Below are 24275 nucleotides of genomic sequence, written 5' to 3' on the forward strand. Positions count from 1 at the left end.
CCGTAGCTGTCGTCGCGCGCCCGCCAGGGGCAGCCCTCAGCCGAGGCGGCCGGGGCGCCAACCGCGTGCCCGGCCGCGCGGGATCACCAAAGCCGCGCCGCCCACCAGCAGCGATACGAGGGCGGCACCGCCCACGACCGCCCAGGCCACGGCCGGCGAGGTGGTACGCGGCCGGTCCGGCACCCGGTAGGTCCCCGCCGACGCGGGGTCGCCCTCCGTACGGGTCCGCGCGCCCGTGCCGGCCGCGGCGGACACCGCGCCCACCGCGCCGGGCGGGTCCACCAGTCCGTACCCCAACCGGGCGTCCGGGACCGCCCCGGGCCCGCGGGCCGCCGTCGCCCGCAGCCGGTCGGCGACCTGGGCCGCGGACAGCCCGGGGTCGTGCGCGCGCACCAGCGCGGCGGTGCCCGCGACGAAGGCCGCCGCCACCGAGTCCCCGCCGCCGGTGAAGTGGCCGCCGCCGGGACCCACGCTGACCACCCGGTCCCCCGGAGCCGTCAGGTCCACCCGCGGCAGCGACGCACCGGTGGACTGCCCGCCCGTACGGCCCGGATACGGTTTCCCGTCGACGCCCACGGCCGCCACGCTGAGCACCCCGGGCAGTCCCCCCGGGTACGCCTGCGCACCCTTGCTCCCGGCCGTGGCTCCGGCGATCACGAGCACGTCCTTGGCCGCGGCCTTGTCGACCGCCGCCTGCAACCGTGCGTCGGACGCCGTCGCGCTCGCCGAGACCAGCACGATCCTGGCGCCGCCCGCCACCGCGTCCTCGATACCGCCGGCCAGCGCCCCGGCGTCCGCACCGCTCACGCTCTCCCCCAGCACCCGGGCCCGCGGCGCGACGCCGGCGAACCCGACACCGTCCTGCGCGGCCCCCGCCACGATCCCCGCGACGAACGTGCCGTGCCCCGCGCAGTCCTTGCCCCCGCCGCCGGACGCGCGCCCCTTGAGCGCCGCGACGCCCGCGTCGAGACCGGTGTCCACGACGCCGACGGTCACCCCGCTGCCCTGGCTCAGCGGCCGTACCTCCGACAGGCCGAGCGCCTTCTGGGACCAGGGGGTCTGGGCGATCGTGCGCGCCGACTCCTTGGTGCACTTGCCCTCCGCGACCGGCCCGTCCGGGATCTGCGGCAGCACCGTCCCGCCCCCCGCCGCCGCGACCCGGGCCACCGGCGCACCCGCCGCCGCGGCCGGCCGGGCCCCGGCCGTCCCCCCGGCCAGCAGTACCGTGCACCCGAGAGCGCCGATCGCCACCGTGACCCCACGCTGCAACGGCAGTTGGCGGTTCCGCACGTCCACACCCCATCAGTCGTCCCCACAGCGCCCCGCGTTCGCGATCATACGCAGCCCCGCGACGGGCACCGCAGGTCGCCCGGCCGGACGCGGTCCGACGCGGCCGCCGCACTCCCGGTCGGCCGTACGGGTGAACCCCGCACCCGTGAATGAGCCGTGCGGCGGCGGCCCGTCATTCTCCTGCCTTCGGCTCCTCGGATCGCCGGCGCTCCGAACCCCGGAGAGCCGCGAAACGCCGCATACCCGAAATCCCGAAATCCCGGAGTGCCGGAATGCCGGAGTGCCGGAGTGCCGAAATCTCGATATCCGTAAGGGAAATGGCGGGTGAACACCGGCCCTTCCCCGGGGTTCCCCCGGCCGGCCGCTTCCCCGCCCGGGGCTCGTGGCGGAGAAATACCGGAACGTTCCCGGCGGGCTCCGCTCCCCCGCCCCTCCGTCGCGACGGAGGGGCTGCTTCACCCCGTAGCGATGGCCGCGGCTACTTCACCCGCGCGATGCCGACGGCCGCGAGCCCGGTCCGGGCCGTTCCGGTGCCGGCCGGGCGGGCCGGCGGACGAGGTGCGGCGGCGCCCGCCCGGTCGTGGACGCGGCTGAGCAGCGCGGCCGGTGCGGGGTCGGCCTGGAGCGCGGCCAGGAGCAGCAGCCACAAACCGTGCAGCCGCTCCTCGATGCAGCTGCGGCCGTCCAGCGCGTCGGCCACGGTGTGCAGGCCGAAGAAGGCGCAGACGACGCCGTGCGCGGCCGTTCCGGGATCGACCGCGGCGGCGAGCGTGCCCTCCTCGCGGGCCGCTTCGAGGAGTTCGGTGACGGTCGCGGTCCAGCCGACGAACGGCGTCGGCAGTGCGGCGTCGATGGCCTTGCGCTCCATCCAGAGGCGGGAGCCGGCCCGGATGACGACATCGTCGCGGAAGGCGCGGGCCACATCGAAGCTCAGCGCGACCAGCGTGTCCAGCGCGGGCAGCCGGGCCGCCCGGTGGCGGGCGATCAGCTCCGGCCAGGTCGCGAAATGCTCCTCGACAATGGCGAGCGCCAGATTCTCCTTGCTGGCGTAATGGAAATAGATGGCCCCGCTGGTACGGCCGGACCGGGCGCTGATATCGCTGATACTGGTGCCGGCATACCCCCGCTCGTCGAACAGTCGCGCCGCCGTCTCCAGCAGAGACCTTCGCGTGGTCCTCGCCCGTACCTGCACATCCACCCCGGATACCGCTCGGTCGCCGACAGCAGGCAATGTAGTGGCTCGCCCCCACGCCCGCGACGGGTCGGGCGTGCGCGGGCACCGGAACTGGGTTCTTCTTATTACATGAACACTTCGGTCGGCGAGACCACCGGGGAACTCCGGCCGCTGAGCTGGTCACGCACCGTGGCACGCGAAATGGTGCACCGCACCTCCCTGGCGGAGGTACTCCTCACCGACGTACGACGGACCGGTGACGCCAGCTTCGAGGCCGCGGCGTCCTGGCCCCGGTCCCATCCCACTTTCCCCCGGGACGGTGCGGACCTGCACAGTCCGCTGATCGTCGTGGAAACCCTGCGCCAACTCGGCATCTATCTCCCGCTGCGGTATTTCGGCGTGCCCGCGACGGCGCATCTGCTCATCACCGATCTGTTCTTCGCCATCACCCCGGCGGCGGAACCGCGCGCCGCTTCCGCCGCCACCGATGTCACCTGCCTGACCGGGGTGAGCGACCTGCGCACCAGGGCCGACGGTGCCGTCACCGGGCTCCGGCTGGAGGTGACCTTCCTGGCCGGCGGTACGGCCTTCGCCCGCGCCGGGGGCGGCGCGTGCTTTCTCGACGCGCGCCGGTACACCGTGCTGCGCGGGGCCGTGACCACCGTCCGGCGCACCTCGCGAACATCTGTCCGGGTGCGCCCGGAGGCCACCGGACCGGCGGTGGCCGATCCGCGCGACATCGTGATCGGACTCGACGGCGGCACCCTCCTGGTGGAACCGGTCGATCCGAAGCATCCGTTCTTCTTCGACCACACCACGGATCATGTGCCGGGCATGGTGCTGCTGGAAGCGGCCCGGCAGGCCGCGGCCCTGGAGAGTCACGGCACCTTGCTGCGCCCCACGGCCGGACGGCTGAGAGCGGTGCGGTTCACCGAATTCAGTCCGCCCGCCCGCGTCCTGTGCGTGCCACATCATGGGACCTGCGTTTTCCGCGTATTTCAGGGGGGCGAACAGAAAGCCTTCGGAACCCTCCAATACCGATAAGACCTCTAAACACACGATAGCAACTAAATAGATTCTCTTGACTACACCAACTCCCCGTTTCTAACGTAGCGATCGTTATGTTCTTCGGCGGTCGCCCGAGAAAGCCTCTTCCTACAAGGCTGCGCCCGCCGGGAATCGCACCTGCCCGACAGCGGATGAACCAGCACGCCGACCGCGCTCCGCACCGTCGCGACGTCAAGATCTGCCGCTTTCCGGGCACTCCAGAACGGAAAGAAAAAAGATGACCTCTCATCGCATCCTTTCCTGGACCCCGGCCGCCGTCGTCTTCGACTGCGACGGCACCCTGATGGACACCGAACGCCACTGGCAGGACGCACGGGAAATCACCCTGGAAGAGTTCGGGTTCACCCCCGACCCCGGATTCGCGGACCGGGCCAAGGGCCTGCACTACACCGAATGCGGACACCTGATGGCCCGGGAAGCCGGACACCCGGAACTCGGCGACGACCTCACCACCCGGCTGCTCAGACATTTCCGTACGCTGGCCGCCGGCCACCCCGTCACCATGCCCGGTGCCCGGGAACTCGTCGTAGCCGTCAGCAAGTTCGCGCCGCTCGCCGTCGCCAGCAACTGCCCCAAAGAGGTCGTCGAGGCCAGCCTCGCCACCGCCGGCCTCCTCAGCCACTTCGACCACATCGTGGTACCCGACGACGTCATCCGCCCCAAACCCCACCCGGACGTCTACCTCACCGCCGCCCGGCAGTGCGGCACCGCACCCGCCGACACCCTCGCCGTCGAGGACTCGCACTGCGGCATCCAGTCCGCGGCACGCGCCGGTCTGCGCGTCATCGGAGTCGGCCCCTGGCCGGGCGAGCAGATCACCGCCCTCGTCGACCTGTGGGTGCGTTCACTGGACGAACCGCGGGTCAGCGGCTGGGCGGGCAACCGCATCCCCCGCCAGGTGTCCCGCTGACCCGCCGCCCCGGGCGCCGCCCCGCCCGGCGCCCGGAGCGCCGAAGCCCCGGCGGCGCCGCGGGCCACCGCGGGCACCCCGCGACCGGCTACCTGGAGGGGAGGCGGCCGGCCCCGGGGCCGGGGCGGCGGGCCGGTCCGCCGGCCACCGCTGCCACCAGCCAGTTCGTGGGGATCTCGATGCGCGATCCATCGGGGCGGTACTCGGTGGTCGCCAGCGGCAGCCGGCCGCTCGCGACGACGCGCAGCCCCTGGGCGGCGAGCAGTCCCGGGACGGCCGTATCGGCCATGTCGCCGGGTGAGATGCCGTGCGAGAGGACCGCGCGCAGCTTCGCGGGCGGTCCGGTGGGGCTCTGCACGAGGGACCGCAGGACGTCCCTGGCCGACGCGGCCGGTTCGACCGCGAAGACCCGCCCGCGGGTGCCCAGCAGTACGGCGATGTTCGCCACGATGCGCGCCCGGTCGTCGGGCGCGCACTGGTGCAGGACACCCCGCAGATAGAGGTCGGCGTCGCCCAGTTCGGCGTGCAGGGCGCGCATCGCGTCCCGGTCGGTGGCGTCCAGGCAGCGGAATTCGGCCGCGCCGTGGATGTCCTCGGCCCGTGCCCGGCCGATCGCCGCGTCGGCGAGGTCGATGCCGACGACGCGCGCGTAGCGGCCGGCGAGGTGGCGCGTCTGGGTGCCGTTGCCGCACCCCAGGTCGACCACCGGCAGCCCGGGGTCGAAGTGCGCTTCGAAGAACGGCAGATGAAGTTGCGCGGCCAGGGCGGGGTCGGCGTCCCAGAAGACCTCGCCCGCACCGGTCGGTGCGGCGCGCCAGAAGCCCTCCCACGCCTGCGCGGAGGGGCTCGTGAAGGGATTCGCAGCGCTCATGGCCCCTTGCTACGCCCGCCGGTGCGCGGCCCGCAAGAGGGGCGCCGGATCCCTCACCCGGCGTGCGGGCCCCGGGTACGCCGGGTGCTCGGCAGGGACAGCTCGAACCAGACCGTCTTGCCGGTGTCCGTCCGGCTCGTGCCCCACTCCCGCGCCAGCCGGCTCACCACCCGCAGCCCGCGCCCGAACTCGTCGTCGGCGCCCGCGTTCAGCAGTTGCGGCAGGGCGTGGTCGTCGTCCGAGACCTCACACAGCAGGGCGTCCGTACGGACCAGGCGCAGCACCACCTGCCGGGTGTGGGCGTGCCGTACCGCGTTGGTGACGACCTCGCTGACCATCAGCGCGGCGGGCTCGGCCGCGGCGGCCAGCCCCCAGTCGGCGAGCCGGCGGCCCACCAGCCGTCTGGCCCGGCCGACCTCCCGGGGGTCGATCGCCAGGCGCCATTCGGCGACGGCGTCCGGCGCGATGCCGTTGAGCCGCGCCATCAGCAGCGCCACATCGTCCTTCCGGTCGTCCTGGACGTTCAGCGCCCGGATGATGGCGTCGCAGGCGTCGTCCATGGAGGCGGCGGGGTGCGCGGCGGATTCGGCGAGCGCCGCGAGGCCCACGCCGATGTCCTCACCGCGCACCTCCACCAGGCCGTCCGTGCACAGCACCAGGCGGTCGCCGGCCGCGACCGGCACCGTCACGGCCTCGAACGGCACCCCGCCGACGCCGATCGGCGCGCCCGTGGGGAGTTCCAGGAGCTCGCTGCGGCCGTCCACGGCGCGGACCAGTACCGGCGGGATGTGCCCGGCGTTGGCGATCGTCAGCCGCTGTCCGATCGGGTCGTAGACCGCGTACAGACAGGTCGCGAGGTAGCTGTCGCCGAGCCGCTGGGCGAGATCGTCCAGGCTGCGCAGCAGCTGCGCGGGGTGCATGTCGATGGCCGCCATGGTCTGGACGGCGGTGCGCAGCTGGCCCATCATCGCGGCCGAGTTGAGGCCGTGGCCCATGACGTCGCCGACGACCAGCGCGGTGCGCGAGCCGGGCAGCTTGATGGTGTCGAACCAGTCGCCGCCGACCCGGCCCAGGCGGGTGCCCGGCAGATAGCGGGTCGCGGTGTCGCAGCCGGCCATCCGCGGTGCGATATGCGGCAGCATGCTGTCCTGGAGCGTCTCGGCGACGTTCTCCTGGAAGGTGTACATCCGGGCGTTGTCCAGCACGAGCCCGGCGCGGGCGGCGAGTTCGGCGCCGGTCACCCGGTCCATGTCGTTGAATTCCGTACGCTCCGGATGGCGCAGCAGGATCATGAAGCCGAGCACCACGTTGCGCGCCTTGAGCGGGACGACCAGCAGCGACCGCCGGTTGATCAGCGGGCTGATGTCCCGCTTCTCGAACTGCGCGGCGATGGCGTTGCCCATGTCGTCGCTGATCCGCGGGACGAGGACCGGCTGCCCGGTGGTCATGCACTGGAAGAACGGGGTCTGGACGGGGAAGGGCATCGACTCGCCGACCGGGACGACGTCGTCCCAGCGCCCCGGTTCGTCGTTGTGCTCGACGGCGACCCGGTGCCACAGGGTCGTGGCGTCCGGCGGCCCGTCGGGGAATCCCTCGCCGGCGACGACCTGTTCGCGCAGATAGGTGCCGGCGACGTCGGTGAAGCGCGGTACGACGGCGGCGCTGACCTCCTGGATCGTGCGGGCCAGATCGAGCGAGGTGCCGATCCGCCCGCTGACCTCGTTGAGGAACTCCAGCCGCTCGCGGACGGCGGCGTATTCGAGGTCCGAGGCCAGCTCGGCGGCGGCCGCGGCGGCGGCCCGCGGATCGTCGGCCACCGCGCTCGCCGCGCGCAGCAGCCGCGTACGCCGCTCGACGCGGCGCGGCACGCCCCAGTCCGGGGTCACCGGGAACCGCTCGTGCCGGCTGATCTCCAGTACCGGATAGCCCAGTTCCAGCACCTGGGAGACGATCCGGCCGCTCTCCCGCGGGTTCATGCTCGGCAGGATCTCCGGCAGCCGGCGGGCCAGCTCCGCGGCGTCGGGTAAGTCGGTGTGCCGGGCGAAGGCGGGGGCGAACCGCTCGCTCGCCGCGCCCGGCCGGCCGCTCCCCGCGCCGCCCGGTCCGTGCAGCTGCGCGGCGTCCGCGGCGAGTACGAGCGTCCGTTCCGTGCCCGGTCCGATCAGGGGATACGCCCACCACAGCAGGTCCACCGGGGCGGACCCGGCGCCGGTCATCCGGGCCCGGCCCGCGGTCGGGTAGGCCGTGCCGCCACCGGGCAGAGCCCCCGGGCCGGCGTCCGGCACGTCGTCGTCGGCGGCGGCGTCGGCGGCGTCAGCAGCAACGGCAGCGCCATCGGCCGGCTCGTCCCACTCCCGGTCGCCGAGGGCGCCGGTGACCGGCATCAGATCGACGGCGGCCGCACCCACCGCTTCCTGGCGGGTGGGCCCGAAGAGCCTGCGCGCGCCGCTGCTCCAGTGGGAGATCCGGCCGGCCGCGTCCACCACCACGACGGCGAGCGGCAGCCGTCCGGGCACGGCCTGTCTGGGCGCGGGCACCGTGGGTGCCGCGCCGGCCGTGTCGTCACCGTGCGACGGGCCACGCTCCATGGGCGGTTGCTCCTTCGTGCACCGGTCCGGCACCACCGCCCCCACCGTAGGGCCACGGAGCGGTGGTGTGGGCGGCATTGGCCGAAGAGGTCGTGCGCGGGCGCATTGGCCCGGCCGCCCACGCGCCCCGGAGGCGGCGATGGCCACGCCCGGGGCGGGATGGCCGGTGCACCGGCGCGGCGCTCACTTCTCCATATGGGCCGCGAGGTTGGCGAGAATCGCGTCGTAGATGCGGCCGAGGCCCTTGGGGGCGAAGGTCTTCTCGAAGAAGCCGCCGATGCCGCCCGCACCGTTCCAGGTGGTGGTGACGGTGACGTGGGCGCGCTGCTCACCCGCCGGGGTGACCACCCAGGTGGTCACCATGGAGGAGTTACGGTCCTTCTCCACGAGCTGGCCGTCGGTCGGCTCGTCCACCTCCAGCAGACAGTCGCGGATCCGCTTGCTGGTGGCCTGGAGCTTCCAGTGGACGAGGGTGCCCTTGCCGTCGCCGCCCTCCCTGACCTCGTACTCGCTGAAGTGCTCGGGCAGCAGCTGCCGGCGCGTGCCGCTGTAGTCGGCGAGCGCGTCGAACACGTCCTCCGGGTCCGCCGCGATCTCGCGCTGTGTGGTGGCCTCGACCTGACCCATGTGCGTCTTCCTCCAGTACTCGGCTGCCGGTCCTGCGGTGTGCCGCCAAGCCAACCACCACTGGGCGGCGCGCCAAAATCGGGCCGACAAGCACTAAGCGAACATCTGTTCTATTATCGGCCAAGGGGACTCGGCAGTACTCAGGAGGAGGCCCGATGCGCTGGGACAATCTTGGCGAAAGCCGCGCCGCGCTGTTCGGCACGGACGTCGTCAGCCGGACGGTCGACACCCCGGAATTCCGGGGGATCACCTTCCACGAGGTGCGCGCCCGCTCGATCGTGAACCGCGTGCCGGGCGCCTCCCGGATGCCGTTCGAATGGACCGTCAACCCCTACCGCGGATGCAGCCACGCCTGTGTGTACTGCTTCGCACGCAAGACGCACAGCTATCTCGACCTGGACACCGGTCTCGGCTTCGACTCCCAGATCGTGGTGAAGGTCAACGCCGCCGAGCTGCTCCGCCGCGAGCTGGCCGCGCCGCGCTGGCGCGGTGAGCACATAGCGATGGGCACCAACGTCGACTGCTACCAGCGTGCGGAGGGACGGTACCGCTTGCTTCCCGGCATCATCGCGGCGCTGCGCGACCACGCCAATCCGTTCTCGATCCTGACCAAGGGCACCTTGATCCTGCGCGATCTGGAGCTGCTGCGGCAGGCCGCCGCGGTCACCGAGGTCGGCGTCTCGGTCTCCGTCGGCTTCCTGGACGGCGAGCTGTGGCGCACCGTCGAGCCCGGCACCCCCGCCCCGGAACGCCGGCTGGACGTGGTGCGCACCCTCACCGCGCACGGCATCCCGTGCGGTGTGCTGATGGCGCCGGTGATCCCCTTCCTCGGGGACGCACCGGAGCAGCTGCGCGCCACGGTGCGGGCCATCGCGCGGGCGGGCGCCGACTCGGTCACCCCGCTCGTCCTGCATCTGCGGCCGGGCGCCCGCGAGTGGTTCATGGCCTGGCTGGGCCACCACCACCCGCAGTTGGTACGGCGCTACGAGCGGATGTACGGGGACGGCGCGTACGCCCCCACGTGGTACCAGCGCACCATCACCCGCCAGGTCCACGAACTCGCCACGGAGTACGGCATCGGCCCGGCCCGCCCCGGCGACGCCCGCCGCATCCGGCCCCCCGCCGCGGACGGGGCGGCACCACGCGCCGTCCCCCCGGAGCCCACCCAGCTGACCTTGCTCTGACCGGCACCGCGCACGGCACCGGGGCGGCCGCCGGGGCCACGACCGCTGAAAACCGGTTGACCCACGACCTAGCGTTTCGGACAAGACCGAGACCGGGGCCAGAGCCGGGGCCGGGGCCGGGGCCAGAGCCCGGGACCCGCGGACAGCGGCGCGGACCGAGACAGCGGCAGGGACGGGGACGGGGACAGGGACAGGCACATGACCGGGGTACAGACGCAACCACCGTTGCGGATACGGGAGATGACCGAGGCTGATATCGACGCGGTCTCGGCGGTGCGGGTCCAGGGCTGGCAGGCGGCGTACACGGGGCTGATGCCGCAGGCGTATCTGGACGCCATGAGCGTCGCGCGGGACGCCGCGGAGCGGCGGTCGCGGTTCGGACGCCGTCTGCCGCAGGCCTGCGACCTGGTGGCGGTACGGGACGGCACGGTGGCCGGCTGGGCGGCGCTCGGGCCCGCCCGCGACCCCGACGTCTCCGGCACCCCCGGTACACCCGTCACGCCCGTCATCTCCGGTACGCCCGGTGCCGCCCCGCCGCCCGCGGACCGGCCCACCGCCGGTGAGCTGTTCGCCCTCTACGTCACCCCCGGCCTGATCGGTACCGGCATCGGCCGCGCCCTGCTGACCGCCGGGCTGGACCGGGCGCGGGCCGCCGGCTGGGAGACGCTGCGCCTGTGGGTGGTGCGCGGCAACACCCGCGCCCGGCGGTTCTACGAGCGGGCCGGCTTCGTACCGGACGGGGCGGAAGAGGCGTACGAGGTGGCGGGGGTGAGCGTCCCCGAGGTGCGCTACCGGCGGCCGGTGGCGCCCGGGGCCGGGCCCTCCCGCCGTCCCCCGACGCCGTCCGCGCCACCGTCACCGCCATCGCCCCCGGCCTCCGCGCGCACGTCCTCGTGAACCCCGAGCCGCGCCAGTGACGCGGCCGCGGCGGCGGCCAGCCGCGGATGCCCGACGGCCGCGGCGAGGGTGGGGACGGCGCGCCGGTCGCCCAGCGCGCCCAGGCCCTCGACGCAGGCCAGCGCCACCCGCCAGTACGGAGTGTGCGGGGTCAGCAGCCGCTCCAGGGTGGCGATCAGCGCCGGTACGGACTGCGGCGCGCGGAGTTCGGCGAGCAGCCGGACGGGGTGCAGCGCATAGGCGGTGCGCAGCGGGTTGGTGGCGAGCGCGGCCGCGGCACGGGCGGTGCGCGGATCGCCGAGCCGGCCCAGGGCGTGCGCGGCGGTGGCGCAGCGCACCGGGTCGCGGTAGTTCAGCAGCAGGACGAGCGTCTCGAAGGCCCGTTTGTCCCCGGCGCAGCCGAGGATGAAGGCGGCGATCTCCCGGGCCCACAGGGGGCGTTCGACGGCGACCAGCATCTGGGCCAGTTCCTCGCGGCCGGCCGGGGTGTTCTTCCGGGCCAGTCCGAGCAGCCGCTCGTAGGCGACCAGGTCCTGTGGGGAGCGGAGTTCGGCCCGCACCCGGTCCGTCAACTCGTGGAATTCCTCTTCCATTTGCCGCTTCCCTCCCGCCGGGACACCCCGGTTCCTGCGACGTGGCCTGCGCCACAGCCTAATGACCCGGCCTACCCCTGGTGCTCGGGTTACCCACCGGTTAGCCTGCTGGAACGAGCGGTACCCCCGCTCGGGCGGCCTGGTGACGCAGCCGCCACACGGTGCAGTCGGTTCGGCACCGCATCGTTCGACCTCCGTACGGAGCGCACGGCACGGCCCCGGGACAGGGCCCGCCGCGTCTCCCGCACCGCCGGCGACGCCCGCAGTCCGGCGGCGTTCCGCGGCTTACCGCCGCCCGCGCCGTGTCCGCTGCCGGTCCCCCGCCGCGCGGCCCCTCCTCAGTCGTCACCTCTCCCCTGCCCGCAGGGGAACACCTCCTGGAGTCTCGCGATGGGCCCTCAGTCCGCCCCTGAACTCTCAACCGGCGCCTCCCCCCTGCCACTTGAGACCGTAGCCGTCGTCGGTCTCGGCACCATGGGTACCGGTATCACCGAAGTCCTCACCCGTGCGGGCCGCCAGGTCATCGGCATCGACACCGATCCGGCCGCGGCCCGCCGGGCCGTCGCCGCCCTGGCGGAGGCCACCGCCCGCGCCGTGCGACGCGAGCGGATCACCGAACAGGAGCGGCAGGACGTGCTGGCCCGGTTCCGTACCTCGGGTGAGGTGGGGGCGGCGGCCGACGCCGATCTCGTCATCGAGGTGGTGCCGGAGGAGTACGCGCTCAAGCGGCAGGTCATCGCGGCGCTGGACGCCGTCGTGCGGCCGGACACGATCCTGGCGACCGGCACCAACGCGCTGTCGGTGACCCGGCTGGCCGCCGACTCGCAGCGCCCAGAGCGGGTGCTCGGGGTGCACTTCTTCAACCCCGCGCCGGCCATGAAGCTGGTCGAGGTGGTCTCCTCGGTGCTCACCGCGCCGGCCGCGGTCGCCGCCGTCACGGAGCTGGCCCGCGCCCTGGGCAAGGACCCGATCGCGGTCGGCGACCGGCCCGGATTCGTCGCCGACGGCCTGCTGTTCGGCTATCTCAATCAGGCCGCCGCGATGTACGAGTCCAGGTACGCGAGCCGTGAGGACATCGACGCCGCGATGCGGCTCGGCTGCGGACTGCCGATGGGCCCGCTGGCGCTGCTCGACCTGATCGGTGTGGACACCGCCCGTACGGTCCTGGAGGCGATGTACGCGGAGTCCCGCGACCGGCTGCACGCGCCCGCGCCGATCCTGGGGCAGCTGGCCGAGGCCGGGCTGACCGGCCGCAAGTCGGGCCGCGGCTTCTACACCTACCGGGCGCCGGGCACCGCCGCCGTCGTACCGGACGCGGCGAGCCCGGCCGGGGAAGTCGGCCCCGGCGCCGCGGGCCGGCCGGTGCGCGGCGTCGGGGTCGCCGGGTCCGGGACGATGGCGAGCGGGATCGCCGAGGTCTTCGCCACAGCGGGCTTCCCGGTCGTGCTGGCCGCCCGCGGGGCGGAGAAGGCGGCGCGGGCCAAGGACCGGATCGCCCGGTCGCTGGAACGTTCCGTGGCCAAGGGCCGGCTCACCCCGGAGGCCCGGGACGCCGCACTCGCCGCGATCACCCCGGCCGGTTCGCTCGACGCCTTCGCGGACGTCGATCTGGCGGTCGAGGCGGTGGCCGAGGAGCTGGCCGTCAAACAACGGCTGTTCGGGACGCTGGACGAGGTCTGCAAGCCGGGCGCCGTCCTGGCCACCACCACCTCCTCGCTGCCGGTCGTCGCCCTCGCCCGCGCCACCGCACGGCCGCAGGACGTCATCGGGATGCACTTCTTCAACCCGGCGCCCGCGATGAAACTGGTGGAGGTGGTGCGTACGGTCCTGACGGCCGACGCGGTGCACGCCACCGTGCGGGCGGTCTGCGCGACGCTCCGCAAGCACCCGGTGGACTGCGGCGACCGGGCCGGCTTCATCGTGAACGCGCTGCTGTTCCCGTACCTGAACAACGCGGTCAAGATGGTCCAGGAGCACTACGCCTCCCCGGACGACATCGACGCCGCGATGAAGCTCGGCGGCGGCTATCCGATGGGTCCGTTCGAGCTGCTGGACGCGGTCGGTCTCGATGTGTCGCTGGCGATCGAGAGGGTGCTGCACGCCGAGTTCCGCGACCCGGGGCTGGCCCCGGCGCCGCTGCTCGAACACCTCGTCGCCGCGGGCTGCCTGGGCCGCAAGACCGGCCGCGGCTTCCGTGAGCACGCCCGGCGCTGACGCGTGGCGGCGCCCCCGGCCCGGGACGGCGGACGCAGGGGGCGGACTGCCGGCACCCGCCGACGGTCCGTCCCTGGTCACAGGGGTGCCGAGGGCGCAGAATGCCGCGTGCCGTGCGAATATGCAGTACCGTCCCCACATGTCCCAGCCCGCTCGCCCGCAGTCGTCCGACTCCCCCGGCACCAGCACCCCCGGCGCCCGCCGGGCCGCCGCCCAGCGGCTCAAAATGCGCCGCGAACTGTCGGCGGCAGCCATGGAACTGTTCGCGACCAAGGGCTACGAGGCGACCACGGTCGACGAGATCGCCGCCGCCGCGGGCGTGGCCCGGCGGACCTTCTTCCGCCACTTCCGCTCCAAGGAAGAGGCGATCTTCCCCGACCACGACGACACCCTCGTCCGCGCCGAGGCCGTCCTGGACGCCGCCCCGCCGCACGAGAACCCCCTCGACACGGTCTGCCGCGGCATCAAGGAAGTCATGCGGATGTACGCGGCCTCCCCCGCCGTGTCCGTGGCCCGCTACCGCCTCACCCGCGAGGTACCCACCCTGCGCGAGGCCGAGATCGCCTCGGTGGCCCGCTACGAGCGGCTGTTCACCCGTTATCTGCTGGGCCACTTCGACGAGGGCGCGCACCACGAGGGCGACGACGATCCGCTGCTCGCCGAGGTCGCGGCGTCGGCCGTGGTCACCGCGCACAACCACGTACTGCGCCGCTGGCTGCGGGCCGGCGCCGAGGGCGATGTCGAGTCCCAGCTCGATCACGCCTTCGGGATCGTCCGGGACACCTTCGGCGCCGGTATCGGCGTGGGCCGCGCCGCCGCCGGGGAGCACCCCCCGGCGGCCGTCTCCCGGGAGGGCCAGGTGCTGGTCGCGGTGGCGCGGACGGACGCCCCGCTGGACGACATCATGCGCACGATCCGCAAGGCGATCACCGAGCGGAACTGACACACCGGCTCGCACGTGTTACCCACGTGACTGTGGATGACGACACGGACGGCGCGAGCCCGGTGGGCCGAACTCCCGCCACACACAACGTCTTCAGCGGCGGGGCGGCCGAGAACCTCATCCAGGCGAACGTCGTCCACCTCGGCTTCCACAACGCCGCCCCGCGGTCGTTGGGCGGACTCCCGCCGCGCCCCGCCCGCGCTCCTCGACCGGGCGGCTCCGCAGGCCCGGCTGCGCGGCCTGCTGGCCCCGGACCGCGACGGCGCCGCGCCCCCGGCCGTCGCCGTCACCGGCGAGGGCGGTGTCGGCAAGTGCGCACTGGCGGTGGCGGGCGGTCTGTACGGTCCGGTGGAGCCGGTGGCCGCGCCGCTGCGGGCATATCTCATCCGGCGCACCCACACCGTGGACACACTGACCGTCCTGCGACAGTCGGTCCTCGCGGCCCAGCACCGCGGCGACCACCGCCGCGAGGCGGAGCTGCTGCTGCCGATGCGGCGCCAGTACTGGGCTCTGGGGCGCCGGCGCGAGGCCCAGGAATGCGCCGAGGCGGGGCATCTGGCCCGTATCCCGCTCGGGGTGCGCTCCCCCGAGGTGGACGACGAGTTCGGCAAGCAGGCCGCCGAGCGCGGCGACCACGAGGCCGCCCGGTACCACCTCCAACGGGCCGCGCTGGCGTGGCGGCGGCGCCGTGACGCGCCCCGGTCGGCCGCCTCGTTCAGCGCGCTGGGCCAGGCCCTGGAGGCGCTGGGGCACTTCGCGGAGGCGACCAGGGCATACACCGGGGCGGCGGCGAGGGCCGAGGCGGCGGGCGATCTCGTGGCCGCGGCGTACGCGTACCTGCGGCTGGCGAGCTGCGCCGCCCACGGCCACCAACGCGACTTCGACGTGGTGCAGTTGCGCCAGGTGCTGGAGGTGGCGCGCGAAGCGGGCGACCTACGGGCGACGATCGAGGCGCTGGAGCTGCTGGCCGTGGCGGAGATCCAGGCGGGGCAGACGCCCGCCGCCGCGCCACTGCTGGAGGAGGCGATCGGCCTGGCCGCGACGCACCGGCTGCCGCTGCTGCTGAACCGACTGCTGAGGGTCGAGCTGGAGCTGCGCCAACTGGAGGCGATAGAGGCCGAGGCAGCGGCCCTACGGGCCTGGGTGGAGCGGCTGCCGACGCCGACGCCGCCGAGGTGCCCGAGCCGCCGGTGCGGCTCACGGCCCGACATGTGTGGCCGGTGCTGCTGCGGCTCTTCGCGTTCCCGGTGTGCGGCGCACTGTGGGCACTGGGCTGCCTGCTGTGGGCACTGGTCCAGGGCGGTCCGGTGATGTCGTGGCTGGGGCAGTTGCTGCTGGCCGCCGCGGCGGCGGTGGACGCCCGCCAGCGGTGGCTGCCCGGCCGCAGCCCGCTGACCGGTGAGGCGCGCGCTCTACGTACGGGTGATCCGCCCGGCGGCCGCCGGTGACTGGGTGCAGACCGCGGGGGCCCGGATCGGGGCCCTGCTCGGCCCGGCGGCCGGTACCGGGCTGCTCGCCGCGGGGGCCTCGGCGGGGGCACCGCGCGACAGCCTGGTGGCGGCGGCGCTGCTCGTACTGCACGGCGTCGCCCAGCTGTGGCCACGGTTCCGAGAACGACCGAAGGGCCGGAATTGACCCGCTTCGGCGGCGCGGAAAGCGGCCCGGACTCTGCTCATACGTGCCACCCAAATGTCATCTGAGAGAAATTCTTGGCACTCAGTGTCTTGTCGAGTGGCACCCGGTGTCATACCTTGAGGGTGTCCGGGCGGCCGGCGCGCAGCGAACTTCCGTGCGCCGGCTGTCCCAGCAAGCCACTTGTGGCCGCCCGCCCGGACGCCTGCGTCACAGGCTCCCCGGCCACCGCCGGGGGTATCTCCACCCGCGCCCACCGGCGCTGCCAGGCACCGTGACCGACACCGCCGCGATACGCGCGGCGACGGCGGGAGCGGCGCCGCCCCGGCCGAACCGACGGCACCACCTCCGCACCACCCCGACGTTCTCCCAAGCCGTTCCCTCGACGCTTCCCCGAGCTCTCGGCTCCGCTCAAGCAGGGGGAGACCCCATCCGCCGGAGGCACTCCGTGAACGACATCCTGGACGCGATCCTCGCGCCCGACAGCACCCGCGACGACTTCGCCGCGCTGCCCCTCCCCGAGTCCTACCGCGCCGTGACCGTGCACAAGGACGAGGCCGAGATGTTCGCCGGCCTCAGCAGCAAGGAGAAGGACCCCCGCAAGTCGCTGCACGTCGAGGACGTGCCGGTGCCCGAACTCGGCCCCGGCGAGGCGCTGGTGGCCGTGATGGCCTCCTCCGTGAACTACAACTCCGTGTGGACCTCGATCTTCGAGCCGCTGCCGACGTTCGGGTTCCTGGAGCGCTACGGGCGCCTCTCACCGCTCGGCAAGCGGCACGATCTCCCGTACCACGTCATCGGTTCCGATCTCGCGGGCGTCGTGCTGCGCACCGGCCCCGGCGTCAACGCCTGGGCGCCCGGGGACGAGGTCGTCGCGCACTGCCTCTCCGTCGAGCTGGAGTCCTCCGACGGCCACAACGACACCATGCTCGACCCCGAGCAGCGGATCTGGGGCTTCGAGACCAACTTCGGCGGCCTCGCCGAGATCGCGCTCGTCAAGTCCAACCAGCTGATGCCCAAGCCCCGGCACCTGAGCTGGGAGGAGGCGGCAGCCCCGGGCCTGGTCAACTCGACCGCGTACCGCCAGCTGGTGTCCCGCAACGGCGCCGGGATGAAACAGGGCGACAACGTCCTGATCTGGGGCGCGAGCGGCGGACTCGGTTCGTACGCCACCCAGTTCGCGCTGGCCGGCGGCGCCAACCCGATCTGCGTGGTCTCCAGCGACCAGAAGGCGGAGATCTGCCGGCGGATGGGCGCCGAGGCGATCATCGACCGCAGCGCCGAGGGCTTCACGTTCTGGCGGGACGAGGAGCACCAGGACCCGCGCGAGTGGAAGCGGTTCGGCAAGCGCATCCGCGAGCTGACCGGCGGCGAGGACGTGGACATCGTCTTCGAGCACCCGGGCCGGGAGACCTTCGGCGCCTCCGTGTACGTCACCCGCAAGGGCGGCACCGTCGTCACCTGTGCGTCCACCTCGGGCTACCGCCACGAGTACGACAACCGCTACCTGTGGATGTCGCTGAAGAAGATCGTCGGCTCGCACTTCGCCAACTACCGCGAAGCCTGGGAGGCCAACCGTCTGGTCGCCAAGGGAAAGATCCACCCGACCCTCTCGCGGACGTACCCCCTGGTGGAAACCGGCCAGGCGGCCTACGACGTGCACCGCAACCTCCACCAGGGCAAGGTCGGCGTGCTCGCGCTCGCCCCCGAGGAGGGCATGGGCGTACGCGACGAGGAGATGCGCGCCCGGCACCTCGACGCCATCAACCGCTTCCGGGACACCGCGGCGGAACGGGCCCACCGGCCCGGCCGGACCCACTGACAGCGCCGGACCACGAGGATACGGGCCATACATGACTGAGCGTCAGAAAGATCGTCCGTGGCTGATGCGGACGTACGCCGGGCACTCCACCGCCGAGGCGTCCAACGAGCTGTACCGGCGCAACCTCGCCAAGGGCCAGACCGGCCTGTCGGTGGCGTTCGACCTGCCGACCCAGACCGGTTACGACCCCGACCACCTGCTCGCCCGCGGCGAGGTCGGCCGGGTCGGGGTGCCGGTCTCGCACCTCGGTGACATGCGGCGGCTGTTCCGGGACATCCCGCTGGACCGGATGAACACCTCGATGACCATCAACGCCACGGCCATGTGGCTGCTGGCGATGTACCAGGTGGTGGCCGAGGAACAGGGCGCCGACATCACCCGGCTGGCGGGAACGACGCAGAACGACATCGTCAAGGAGTACCTCTCGCGCGGTACGCACGTCTTCCCGCCGGGGCCCAGCCTCCGCCTGACGACGGACATGATCACGTACACCGTGAACCACCTCCCCCGGTGGAACCCGATCAACATCTGCAGCTACCACCTCCAGGAGGCGGGCGCCACCCCGGTCCAGGAGATCGCCTACGCGATGTCCACCGCGATCGCCGTGCTCGACGCGGTGTTCGCGTCCGGCCAGGTCCCCGAGGAGCGCAGGGGCGAGGTGGTCGCCCGTATCTCCTTCTTCGTGAACGCCGGTGTCCGGTTCATCGAGGAGATGTGCAAGATGCGCGCCTTCGGCCGCATCTGGGACCGGATCACCCAGGAGCGGTACGGCATCGAGGACGCCAAGCAGCGGCGCTTCCGCTACGGCGTCCAGGTCAACTCGCTCGGCCTGACCGAGGCGCAGCCGGAGAACAACGTCCAGCGGATCGTGCTGGAGATGCTGGCCGTCACGCTCTCCAAGGACGCCCGCGCCCGCGCCGTCCAGCTCCCCGCCTGGAACGAGGCGTTGGGACTGCCCCGGCCCTGGGACCAGCAGTGGTCGCTGCGTATCCAGCAGGTGCTGGCGCACGAGAGCGATCTGCTGGAGTACGAGGACATCTTCGCCGGCTCGCGGGTCGTCGAGGCGAAGGTGGACGCCCTGGTCACCGACGCGCTGGCGGAGATCACGCGGATCGAGGAGATGGGCGGGGCGCTGGCCGCCGTGGAGTCCGGCTACCTCAAGTCGCAGCTGGTCTCGGCGCACGCCGAGCGGCGGGCCAGGATCGAGGAGGGTACGGAGCGGATCGTCGGCGTCAACTGCTACGAGTCCACCGAGCCCAGCCCGCTCACCACGGATCTCGACACCGCCGTGCTGACCGTCGACCCGGCCAACGAGGCGCGCGTGGTCCGGGCGCTGCACGCCTGGCGCGACGACCGCGACGAGGGGCGTGCGCAGGACGCGCTGTCGGCTCTGAAGAAGGCCGCGGCGGGCGACGCCAACCTCTTCCCGGCCACTCTCGACTGCGTCCGGGCCGGGGTGACGACCGGCGAATGGTGCTGGGCGCTGCGCGATGTCTTCGGCGAGTTCCGGGCCCCCACCGGCGTCTCCGGCGCGCCGCTGGCGGTCACCGCCGAGGCGGGCACCCCGCTGGCGGCGGTCCGCGCGAAGGCCGCGCGGACCGCCGCCGAACTGGGCTGCGGCGCGCTGCGCCTGCTGGTCGGCAAACCCGGTCTGGACGGGCACAGCAACGGCGCCGAGCAGATCGCCGTACGGGCCAGGGACGCGGGCTTCGAGGTGGTCTACCAGGGCATCCGGCTCACCCCGGAGCAGATCGTCGCGGCGGCCGTAGCCGAGGACGTGCACTGCGTGGGGCTGTCGATCCTGTCCGGTTCGCACGCCGAACTGGTGCCGGACGTGCTGGACCGGCTGCGCCGGAGCGGTGCCGCCGCCCCCGCCGGGTCCGGTGGCCCGGCGGACACCCCCATCCCCGTCATCGTCGGCGGCATCATCCCGCCCGCCGACGCGACCGCGCTCCGGGCGGCCGGGGTCGCGGCCGTCTTCACACCCAAGGACTTCGGCATCACCGAGATCATCGGCCGTATCGTCGACGAGATCCGGAAAGCGAACAAGCTCGACCCCCTGGAGGTCCCCGCATGACCGCTGTCAACCGCCTTCGCCCGCGCCGCTCCTGCCTCGCGGTGCCCGGCAGCAACCCGCGCTTCCTGGAGAAGGCGCAGGGACTGCCGGCCGACCAGGTCTTCCTGGACCTGGAGGACGCCTGCGCGCCGCTCGCCAAGGAGGGCGCCCGGCACACCATCGTGGACGCGCTGAACAACGGCGACTGGACCGGCAAGACGCGCGTGGTGCGGGTCAACGACTGGACCACGCAGTGGACGTACCGGGACGTCATCACCGTCGTCGAGGGGGCCGGGCCGAACCTGGACTGCATCATGCTGCCCAAGGTCCAGGACGCCCAGCAGGTCGTCGCGCTGGATCTGCTGCTGACCCAGATCGAGAAGACGATGGGCTTCGAGCCCGGCCGGATCGGCATCGAGGCGCAGATCGAGAACGCCAAGGGCCTGGTGAACGTCGACGAGATCGCCGGTGCCTCGCCGCGCCTGGAGACGATCGTCTTCGGCCCGGCCGACTTCATGGCCTCCATCAACATGAAGTCCCTGGTCGTCGGCGAGCAGCCGCCCGGCTACGGCGCGGACGCGTACCACTACATCCTGATGCGCATCCTGATGGCAGCCCGCACCCACGATCTCCAGGCCATCGACGGCCCCTACCTCCAGATCCGGAACGTGGACGGCTTCCGCGAGGTCGCCGGCCGCGCCGCCGCGCTCGGTTTCGACGGCAAGTGGGTGCTGCACCCGGGCCAGGTGGCGGCCGCGAACGAGGTCTTCTCGCCCTCCCAGGAGGACTACGACCACGCCGAGCTGATCCTCGACGCCTATGCGTGGCACACCTCTGAGGCGGGCGGCGCGAAGGGTTCCGCGATGCTCGGCGACGAGATGATCGACGAGGCGAGCCGCAAGATGGCGCTGGTCGTCTCCGGAAAGGGCCGGGCCGCCGGCATGACCCGTACATCCACGTTCGAGGCACCGGAGGCGTAACCGCCATGCAGTTCGGCCGCACCTATGAAGAGTTCACCGTCGGCGACGTGTACAAGCACTGGCCGGGAAAAACCGTCACGGAATACGACGACCACCTCTTCTGTCTGCTGACGATGAATCATCATCCGCTGCACATGGACAGCAACTATGCGGAGCGGGCCACCGACTTCAAAAAGAACGTCGTCGTCGGAAACTACATCTACTCCTTGCTGCTGGGTATGTCGGTGCCGGATGTCTCCGGAAAGGCCATCGCCAATCTGGAGGTCGAATCACTGAAACACGTGGCACCGACCTTTCACGGCGACACCCTTTACGGCGAGACGACGGTGCTCGGCAAGACGCCGTCCCGGTCCAAGCCGGACCGCGGAGTCGTGCACGTCGAGACCCGGGGCCACAACCAGAACGGCACGCTGGTCTGCGTCTTCCGGCGCAAGGTGCTGGTGCCGACGGCCGCGTACACCGAGGCGCGCGGCGGGGAGCAGCCGGGCCGCCCCGAACCGTCCGCCCCGTCCGCCCCGTCCGCCGAGAAGGAGAAGTGACATGAGCCGTCTTGCGCGGACCGAGGGTCTGACGGACGTCCAGCGGGAAATCCTCGCCACCGTTCGTGACTTCGTCGACAAAGAGATCCTGCCGGTCGCCACGGAGCTGGAACACCGCGACGCCTATCCGACGGAGATCGTCGAGGGCCTCAAAGAACTCGGCCTGTTCGGCCTGATGATTCCCGAGGAGTACGGCGGTCTCGGTGAGTCACTGCTCACGTATGCGCTGACCGTCGAGGAGATCGCCCGCGGCTGGATGAGTGTGTCGGGCATCGTCAACACCCACTTCATCGTGGCGTACATGCTCAAACAGCACGGCACGCAGGAGCAGAAGGACCACTTCCTGCCGAAGATGGCGACCGGGGAAATCCGCGCCGCGTTCTCGATGTCGGAGCCGGGGCTGGGTTCCGATGTGGCGGCCATCTCGTCCAAGGGGGTGCGGGACGGCGACGATTACGTCCTGACCGGCCAGAAGATGTGGCTCACCAACGGCGGTTCGGCCTCGCTGGTGGCGGTGCTGTGCCGCACGGACGAGGGGCATCCGGAGGGGACGGCGCCGCACCGGTCGATGACGACGTTCCTGGTGGAGAAGGAGCCGGGTTTCGGCGAGGTCCGGCCGGGCCTGACCATTCCCGGCAAGATCGACAAGATGGGCTACAAGGGTGTCGACACCACCGAAATGATCATGGACGGCCTCCGGATCCCGGCCGGCCGGGTCCTCGGCGGCGAGAGCGGACGTGGCTTCTCTCACATGATGGACGGCGTCGAGGTCGGCCGGGTCAATGTGGCCGCACGCGGCTGCGGGGTCGCCCGGCGCGCCTTCGAGCTGGGCATCGCGTACGCCCAGCAGCGGCACACCTTCGGAAAGCCCATTGCCCAGCACCAGGCCATCCAGTTCAAACTGGCCGAAATGGCGACAAAGGTCGAAGCGGCGCATGCAATGATGGTTAATGCCGCTCGCAAAAAGGACTCCGGTCAGCGAAACGACCTGGAGGCCGGGATGGCGAAGTACCTGGCCTCCGAGTACTGCAAGGAGGTGGTCGAGGACGCGTTCCGCATCCATGGCGGCTACGGCTTCTCGAAGGAGTACGAGATCGAGCGCCTCTACCGCGAGGCCCCGATGCTGCTGATCGGTGAAGGTACCGCCGAGATCCAGAAAATGATCATCGGGCGCCGACTACTGGAGGAGTACCGAATCCAGGGGTGAACGTCCCATTTAGACCGATTTCGCCTAGACGAAGATCACACCCCGTCATCGCACTTCGGCCATGGATTGGCGTTGGCTCTTGGCCAGTTGCCGCCCGAAACCGATAGCATCCCCGGAAAGCCGCCGTCCCCCGTATCCCTACGCGGCATCCTCCGCTACGAAGGTCAACCATGCCCCACAGCCAATCCTCTGCACAACGCGGCCGTGTCCGCCTCGCGCGCGGAGCGTCGCCGTGGCTCGTGCCGACCGTTGCCACGGCAGCGGTCAGCCTCGCCCGGTCCCGCCGGTCAGGACGCTGGGCCGCCGTTGCCGTGCCCGCCACCGCTCTGGCGGCGGGCATGCTGTGGTTCTTCCGCGACCCCGAGCGGGAGATCGCGCAGGGCCGTGTCATCTCCCCGGCCGACGGTGTGGTGCAGAGCATCATGCCGTGGAAGGACGGACGCACCCGCGTCGCGATCTTCATGAGCCCGCTGAATGTCCACGTCAACCGCGCGCCGCTGGCCGGCACGGTGACGTCCGTGGAGCACATCCCGGGTGGATTCGTTCCGGCGTTCAACAAGGAGAGCGAGAACAACGAGCGGGTCGTCTGGCACTTCGACACCGAGCTCGGCGACATCGAGATGGTGCAGATCGCCGGGGCGGTGGCCCGCCGTATCGTCCCCTACGTGCCCGCGGACACCAAGGTCGAGCAGGGTGAGCGCATCGGTCTGATCCGGTTCGGTTCGCGCGTGGACGTCTACCTCCCGGAGGGCGTCGAGGCGGCGGTCGAGGTCGGCCAGGCCACCACCGCGGGGGTGACTCGCCTTGACCGTGATTGATCCCGAGACGCAGGCCGGCTGGGCGCCCGAGACCGAGGAGGCCGACGACGACATGCCGCTGTCCACGCGGCTGTCAATAGCGGACACCCTCACTCTCGGTAACGCGATCTGCGGCTTCATGGCCGTGTACTTCACCACCACCGGCGTCCTCATCCCGCATCTGACGGGCACCGACGACGGCGGGATGGCCCGGCACAGCGCGGCGATGGCCGTGATCCTGATGCTGCTCGCGTCGATCTTCGACCTCTTCGACGGACTCGTGGCGCGCAAGCTGCGCAGCTCCGCGATGGGTGCCGAACTCGACAACCTCTCCGACCTGATCAGCTTCGGACTGGCACCGGCGTACTTCGTCGTGACCTGGGGCATGGTCGCCCAGGACGCGCACCAGAAGGTGTCCGTGGTCGCCGCGGTGGTGGTGCTGCTGGCGGTGGTGCTGCGGCTCGCGCGGTTCTCCTGTGTCACGCTGCGCGACGGCATCTTCCAGGGCATGCCGAGTCCGTTCGGCGCCCTGACCGTCGTCGCCATCGTCCTCCTGGAGCTGCCGTTCGTCCCGACGCTGCTGGCGATCATCGGAGTGGCCTGGCTGATGGTGAGCCGGGTCGAGTACCCCAAGCCGCGGGGCCGGCTCGCGGTGGCGATGCTCAGCTGGATCGTGCTCAGCATGGGCCTGCTGGCCGCCTGGGCGCTGGATGCCCCCGGTGGCATGCTGCTGCTCCAGACCGGCTGTGCGCTCCAGGTGGTGCTGGGCGCCATGATCCCGCTGTTCGCGACGGCCCGGCGGGTCAACACCTTCCGGGACAACCGCCGCGAGGCGCGCGCCACCCAGCTTCCGTAGCGCGACCGCACACGACACGCCGAGAGC

At 72.2% G+C, this 24275-nt stretch carries 22 protein-coding genes; 16 read left to right on the forward strand and 6 right to left on the reverse strand.

Annotated elements, in window-relative coordinates; translation table 11 throughout:
* Nucleotides 1-36: 36 nt before the first annotated feature.
* On the reverse strand, nt 37-1290 hold the full coding sequence (locus ACLJWH_RS14485; RefSeq protein ID WP_411142074.1) for a S8 family serine peptidase: 1254 nt from the start codon (nt 1288-1290) through the stop codon (nt 37-39).
* 478 nt (nt 1291-1768) lie between these two features.
* The gene (locus ACLJWH_RS14490) at nt 1769-2482 is read right to left on the reverse strand and encodes a ScbR family autoregulator-binding transcription factor (protein ID WP_411142218.1); all 714 of its coding nucleotides are present in this window, start codon (nt 2480-2482) and stop codon (nt 1769-1771) included.
* 111 nt (nt 2483-2593) lie between these two features.
* Here ACLJWH_RS14490 and ACLJWH_RS14495 point away from each other — a divergent pair, with 111 nt between their 5' ends.
* Nucleotides 2594-3508 (forward strand): ScbA/BarX family gamma-butyrolactone biosynthesis protein, encoded by a 915-nt coding sequence (locus ACLJWH_RS14495; RefSeq protein ID WP_411142075.1) that lies wholly within the window; start codon nt 2594-2596, stop codon nt 3506-3508.
* 241 nt (nt 3509-3749) lie between these two features.
* Nucleotides 3750-4442, forward strand: a complete 693-nt coding sequence (locus tag ACLJWH_RS14500) for an HAD family hydrolase (protein ID WP_411142076.1) — start codon at nt 3750-3752, stop codon at nt 4440-4442.
* An 88-nt stretch (nt 4443-4530) separates the two neighbouring features.
* On the opposite strand, the gene ACLJWH_RS14505 is transcribed toward ACLJWH_RS14500, so the two are convergent.
* The 3 genes from ACLJWH_RS14505 to ACLJWH_RS14515 all read right to left on the reverse strand — a co-directional run bounded on the left by ACLJWH_RS14505 (nt 4531) and on the right by ACLJWH_RS14515 (nt 8528).
* On the reverse strand, nt 4531-5313 hold the full coding sequence (locus ACLJWH_RS14505; RefSeq protein ID WP_411142077.1) for a class I SAM-dependent methyltransferase: 783 nt from the start codon (nt 5311-5313) through the stop codon (nt 4531-4533).
* A gap of 53 nt (nt 5314-5366) precedes the next feature.
* The gene (locus ACLJWH_RS14510; protein ID WP_411142078.1) at nt 5367-7901 is read right to left on the reverse strand and encodes a SpoIIE family protein phosphatase; all 2535 of its coding nucleotides are present in this window, start codon (nt 7899-7901) and stop codon (nt 5367-5369) included.
* 183 nt (nt 7902-8084) lie between these two features.
* Nucleotides 8085-8528, reverse strand: coding sequence for an SRPBCC family protein (locus ACLJWH_RS14515; RefSeq protein WP_411142079.1), 444 nt, complete (start codon nt 8526-8528; stop codon nt 8085-8087).
* A 155-nt stretch (nt 8529-8683) separates the two neighbouring features.
* Here ACLJWH_RS14515 and ACLJWH_RS14520 point away from each other — a divergent pair, with 155 nt between their 5' ends.
* Both ACLJWH_RS14520 and ACLJWH_RS14525 read left to right on the forward strand, forming a co-directional pair.
* Nucleotides 8684-9712 (forward strand): Rv2578c family radical SAM protein, encoded by a 1029-nt coding sequence (locus ACLJWH_RS14520; protein ID WP_411142080.1) that lies wholly within the window; start codon nt 8684-8686, stop codon nt 9710-9712.
* Nucleotides 9713-9952: 240 nt separating this feature from the next.
* A complete protein-coding gene (locus ACLJWH_RS14525; protein ID WP_411142081.1) occupies nt 9953-10609 on the forward strand; it encodes a GNAT family N-acetyltransferase in 657 nt (218 codons plus the stop codon).
* On the opposite strand, the gene ACLJWH_RS14530 is transcribed toward ACLJWH_RS14525, so the two are convergent.
* Nucleotides 10501-11202 carry a HEAT repeat domain-containing protein gene (locus tag ACLJWH_RS14530; RefSeq protein ID WP_411142082.1) on the reverse strand — a complete coding sequence of 234 codons (702 nt, stop codon included), beginning with the start codon at nt 11200-11202 and terminating at the stop codon, nt 10501-10503. The two genes, ACLJWH_RS14525 and ACLJWH_RS14530, sit on opposite strands and share 109 nt — an antisense overlap.
* Nucleotides 11203-11592: 390 nt before the next feature.
* On the opposite strand from ACLJWH_RS14530, the gene ACLJWH_RS14535 reads away from it, so the two are divergent.
* From ACLJWH_RS14535 to pssA, 12 genes are all read left to right on the forward strand, one after another.
* Nucleotides 11593-13416 (forward strand): 3-hydroxyacyl-CoA dehydrogenase family protein, encoded by a 1824-nt coding sequence (locus tag ACLJWH_RS14535; protein ID WP_411142083.1) that lies wholly within the window; start codon nt 11593-11595, stop codon nt 13414-13416.
* Between the two features lie 139 nt (nt 13417-13555).
* Nucleotides 13556-14359 (forward strand): TetR family transcriptional regulator, encoded by an 804-nt coding sequence (locus ACLJWH_RS14540; RefSeq protein WP_411142084.1) that lies wholly within the window; start codon nt 13556-13558, stop codon nt 14357-14359.
* Between the two features lie 36 nt (nt 14360-14395).
* Nucleotides 14396-15670 carry a hypothetical protein gene (locus ACLJWH_RS14545; protein WP_411142085.1) on the forward strand — a complete coding sequence of 425 codons (1275 nt, stop codon included), beginning with the start codon at nt 14396-14398 and terminating at the stop codon, nt 15668-15670.
* Nucleotides 15670-15807 (forward strand): hypothetical protein, encoded by a 138-nt coding sequence (locus tag ACLJWH_RS14550; protein ID WP_411142086.1) that lies wholly within the window; start codon nt 15670-15672, stop codon nt 15805-15807. Before ACLJWH_RS14545 ends, ACLJWH_RS14550 begins: the two co-directional genes overlap by 1 nt.
* Before the next feature lie 4 nt (nt 15808-15811).
* Nucleotides 15812-15994 carry a hypothetical protein gene (locus tag ACLJWH_RS14555; protein ID WP_411142087.1) on the forward strand — a complete coding sequence of 61 codons (183 nt, stop codon included), beginning with the start codon at nt 15812-15814 and terminating at the stop codon, nt 15992-15994.
* A 445-nt stretch (nt 15995-16439) separates the two neighbouring features.
* On the forward strand, nt 16440-17813 hold the full coding sequence (gene ccrA / locus ACLJWH_RS14560; RefSeq protein WP_411142088.1) for a crotonyl-CoA carboxylase/reductase: 1374 nt from the start codon (nt 16440-16442) through the stop codon (nt 17811-17813).
* Nucleotides 17814-17844: 31 nt separating this feature from the next.
* The gene (locus ACLJWH_RS14565) at nt 17845-19890 is read left to right on the forward strand and encodes a protein meaA (RefSeq protein WP_411142089.1); all 2046 of its coding nucleotides are present in this window, start codon (nt 17845-17847) and stop codon (nt 19888-19890) included.
* A complete protein-coding gene (locus tag ACLJWH_RS14570) occupies nt 19887-20849 on the forward strand; it encodes an HpcH/HpaI aldolase/citrate lyase family protein (RefSeq protein WP_411142090.1) in 963 nt (320 codons plus the stop codon). Before ACLJWH_RS14565 ends, ACLJWH_RS14570 begins: the two co-directional genes overlap by 4 nt.
* Nucleotides 20850-20854: 5 nt before the next feature.
* Entirely contained in the window at nt 20855-21388 is a 534-nt protein-coding gene (locus ACLJWH_RS14575; protein WP_411142091.1) for a MaoC family dehydratase, read from the forward strand.
* Between the two features lies 1 nt (nt 21389).
* A complete protein-coding gene (locus tag ACLJWH_RS14580; protein ID WP_411142092.1) occupies nt 21390-22595 on the forward strand; it encodes an acyl-CoA dehydrogenase family protein in 1206 nt (401 codons plus the stop codon).
* Between the two features lie 170 nt (nt 22596-22765).
* Complete coding sequence (locus tag ACLJWH_RS14585; protein ID WP_052858196.1) at nt 22766-23413, forward strand: phosphatidylserine decarboxylase; 648 nt, start codon at nt 22766-22768, stop codon at nt 23411-23413.
* Nucleotides 23400-24248 carry a CDP-diacylglycerol--serine O-phosphatidyltransferase gene (gene pssA, locus ACLJWH_RS14590; RefSeq protein ID WP_411142093.1) on the forward strand — a complete coding sequence of 283 codons (849 nt, stop codon included), beginning with the start codon at nt 23400-23402 and terminating at the stop codon, nt 24246-24248. The genes ACLJWH_RS14585 and pssA overlap by 14 nt, the downstream gene beginning before the upstream one ends.
* The last annotated feature ends 27 nt before the right edge of the window (nt 24249-24275 follow it).

Origin of the sequence: Streptomyces sp. x-80, from assembly GCF_046549095.1 — a bacterium.
Lineage (GTDB): Bacteria > Actinomycetota > Actinomycetes > Streptomycetales > Streptomycetaceae > Streptomyces > Streptomyces celluloflavus.

Coding starts and splice junctions, on each gene's coding strand:
- ACLJWH_RS14495 (WP_411142075.1), top strand. CDS start 2,594: ATGAACACTTCGGTCGGCGAGACCACCGGGGAACTCCGGCCGCTGAGC.
- ACLJWH_RS14500 (WP_411142076.1), top strand. CDS start 3,750: ATGACCTCTCATCGCATCCTTTCCTGGACCCCGGCCGCCGTCGTCTTC.
- ACLJWH_RS14505 (WP_411142077.1), bottom strand. CDS start 5,313: ATGAGCGCTGCGAATCCCTTCACGAGCCCCTCCGCGCAGGCGTGGGAG.
- ACLJWH_RS14510 (WP_411142078.1), bottom strand. CDS start 7,901: ATGGAGCGTGGCCCGTCGCACGGTGACGACACGGCCGGCGCGGCACCC.
- ACLJWH_RS14515 (WP_411142079.1), bottom strand. CDS start 8,528: ATGGGTCAGGTCGAGGCCACCACACAGCGCGAGATCGCGGCGGACCCG.
- ACLJWH_RS14520 (WP_411142080.1), top strand. CDS start 8,684: ATGCGCTGGGACAATCTTGGCGAAAGCCGCGCCGCGCTGTTCGGCACG.
- ACLJWH_RS14525 (WP_411142081.1), top strand. CDS start 9,953: ATGACCGAGGCTGATATCGACGCGGTCTCGGCGGTGCGGGTCCAGGGC.
- ACLJWH_RS14530 (WP_411142082.1), bottom strand. CDS start 11,202: ATGGAAGAGGAATTCCACGAGTTGACGGACCGGGTGCGGGCCGAACTC.
- ACLJWH_RS14535 (WP_411142083.1), top strand. CDS start 11,593: ATGGGCCCTCAGTCCGCCCCTGAACTCTCAACCGGCGCCTCCCCCCTG.
- ACLJWH_RS14540 (WP_411142084.1), top strand. CDS start 13,556: ATGTCCCAGCCCGCTCGCCCGCAGTCGTCCGACTCCCCCGGCACCAGC.
- ACLJWH_RS14545 (WP_411142085.1), top strand. CDS start 14,396: ATGACGACACGGACGGCGCGAGCCCGGTGGGCCGAACTCCCGCCACAC.
- ACLJWH_RS14550 (WP_411142086.1), top strand. CDS start 15,670: ATGTCGTGGCTGGGGCAGTTGCTGCTGGCCGCCGCGGCGGCGGTGGAC.
- ACLJWH_RS14565 (WP_411142089.1), top strand. CDS start 17,845: ATGACTGAGCGTCAGAAAGATCGTCCGTGGCTGATGCGGACGTACGCC.
- ACLJWH_RS14570 (WP_411142090.1), top strand. CDS start 19,887: ATGACCGCTGTCAACCGCCTTCGCCCGCGCCGCTCCTGCCTCGCGGTG.
- ACLJWH_RS14575 (WP_411142091.1), top strand. CDS start 20,855: ATGCAGTTCGGCCGCACCTATGAAGAGTTCACCGTCGGCGACGTGTAC.
- ACLJWH_RS14580 (WP_411142092.1), top strand. CDS start 21,390: ATGAGCCGTCTTGCGCGGACCGAGGGTCTGACGGACGTCCAGCGGGAA.
- ACLJWH_RS14585 (WP_052858196.1), top strand. CDS start 22,766: ATGCCCCACAGCCAATCCTCTGCACAACGCGGCCGTGTCCGCCTCGCG.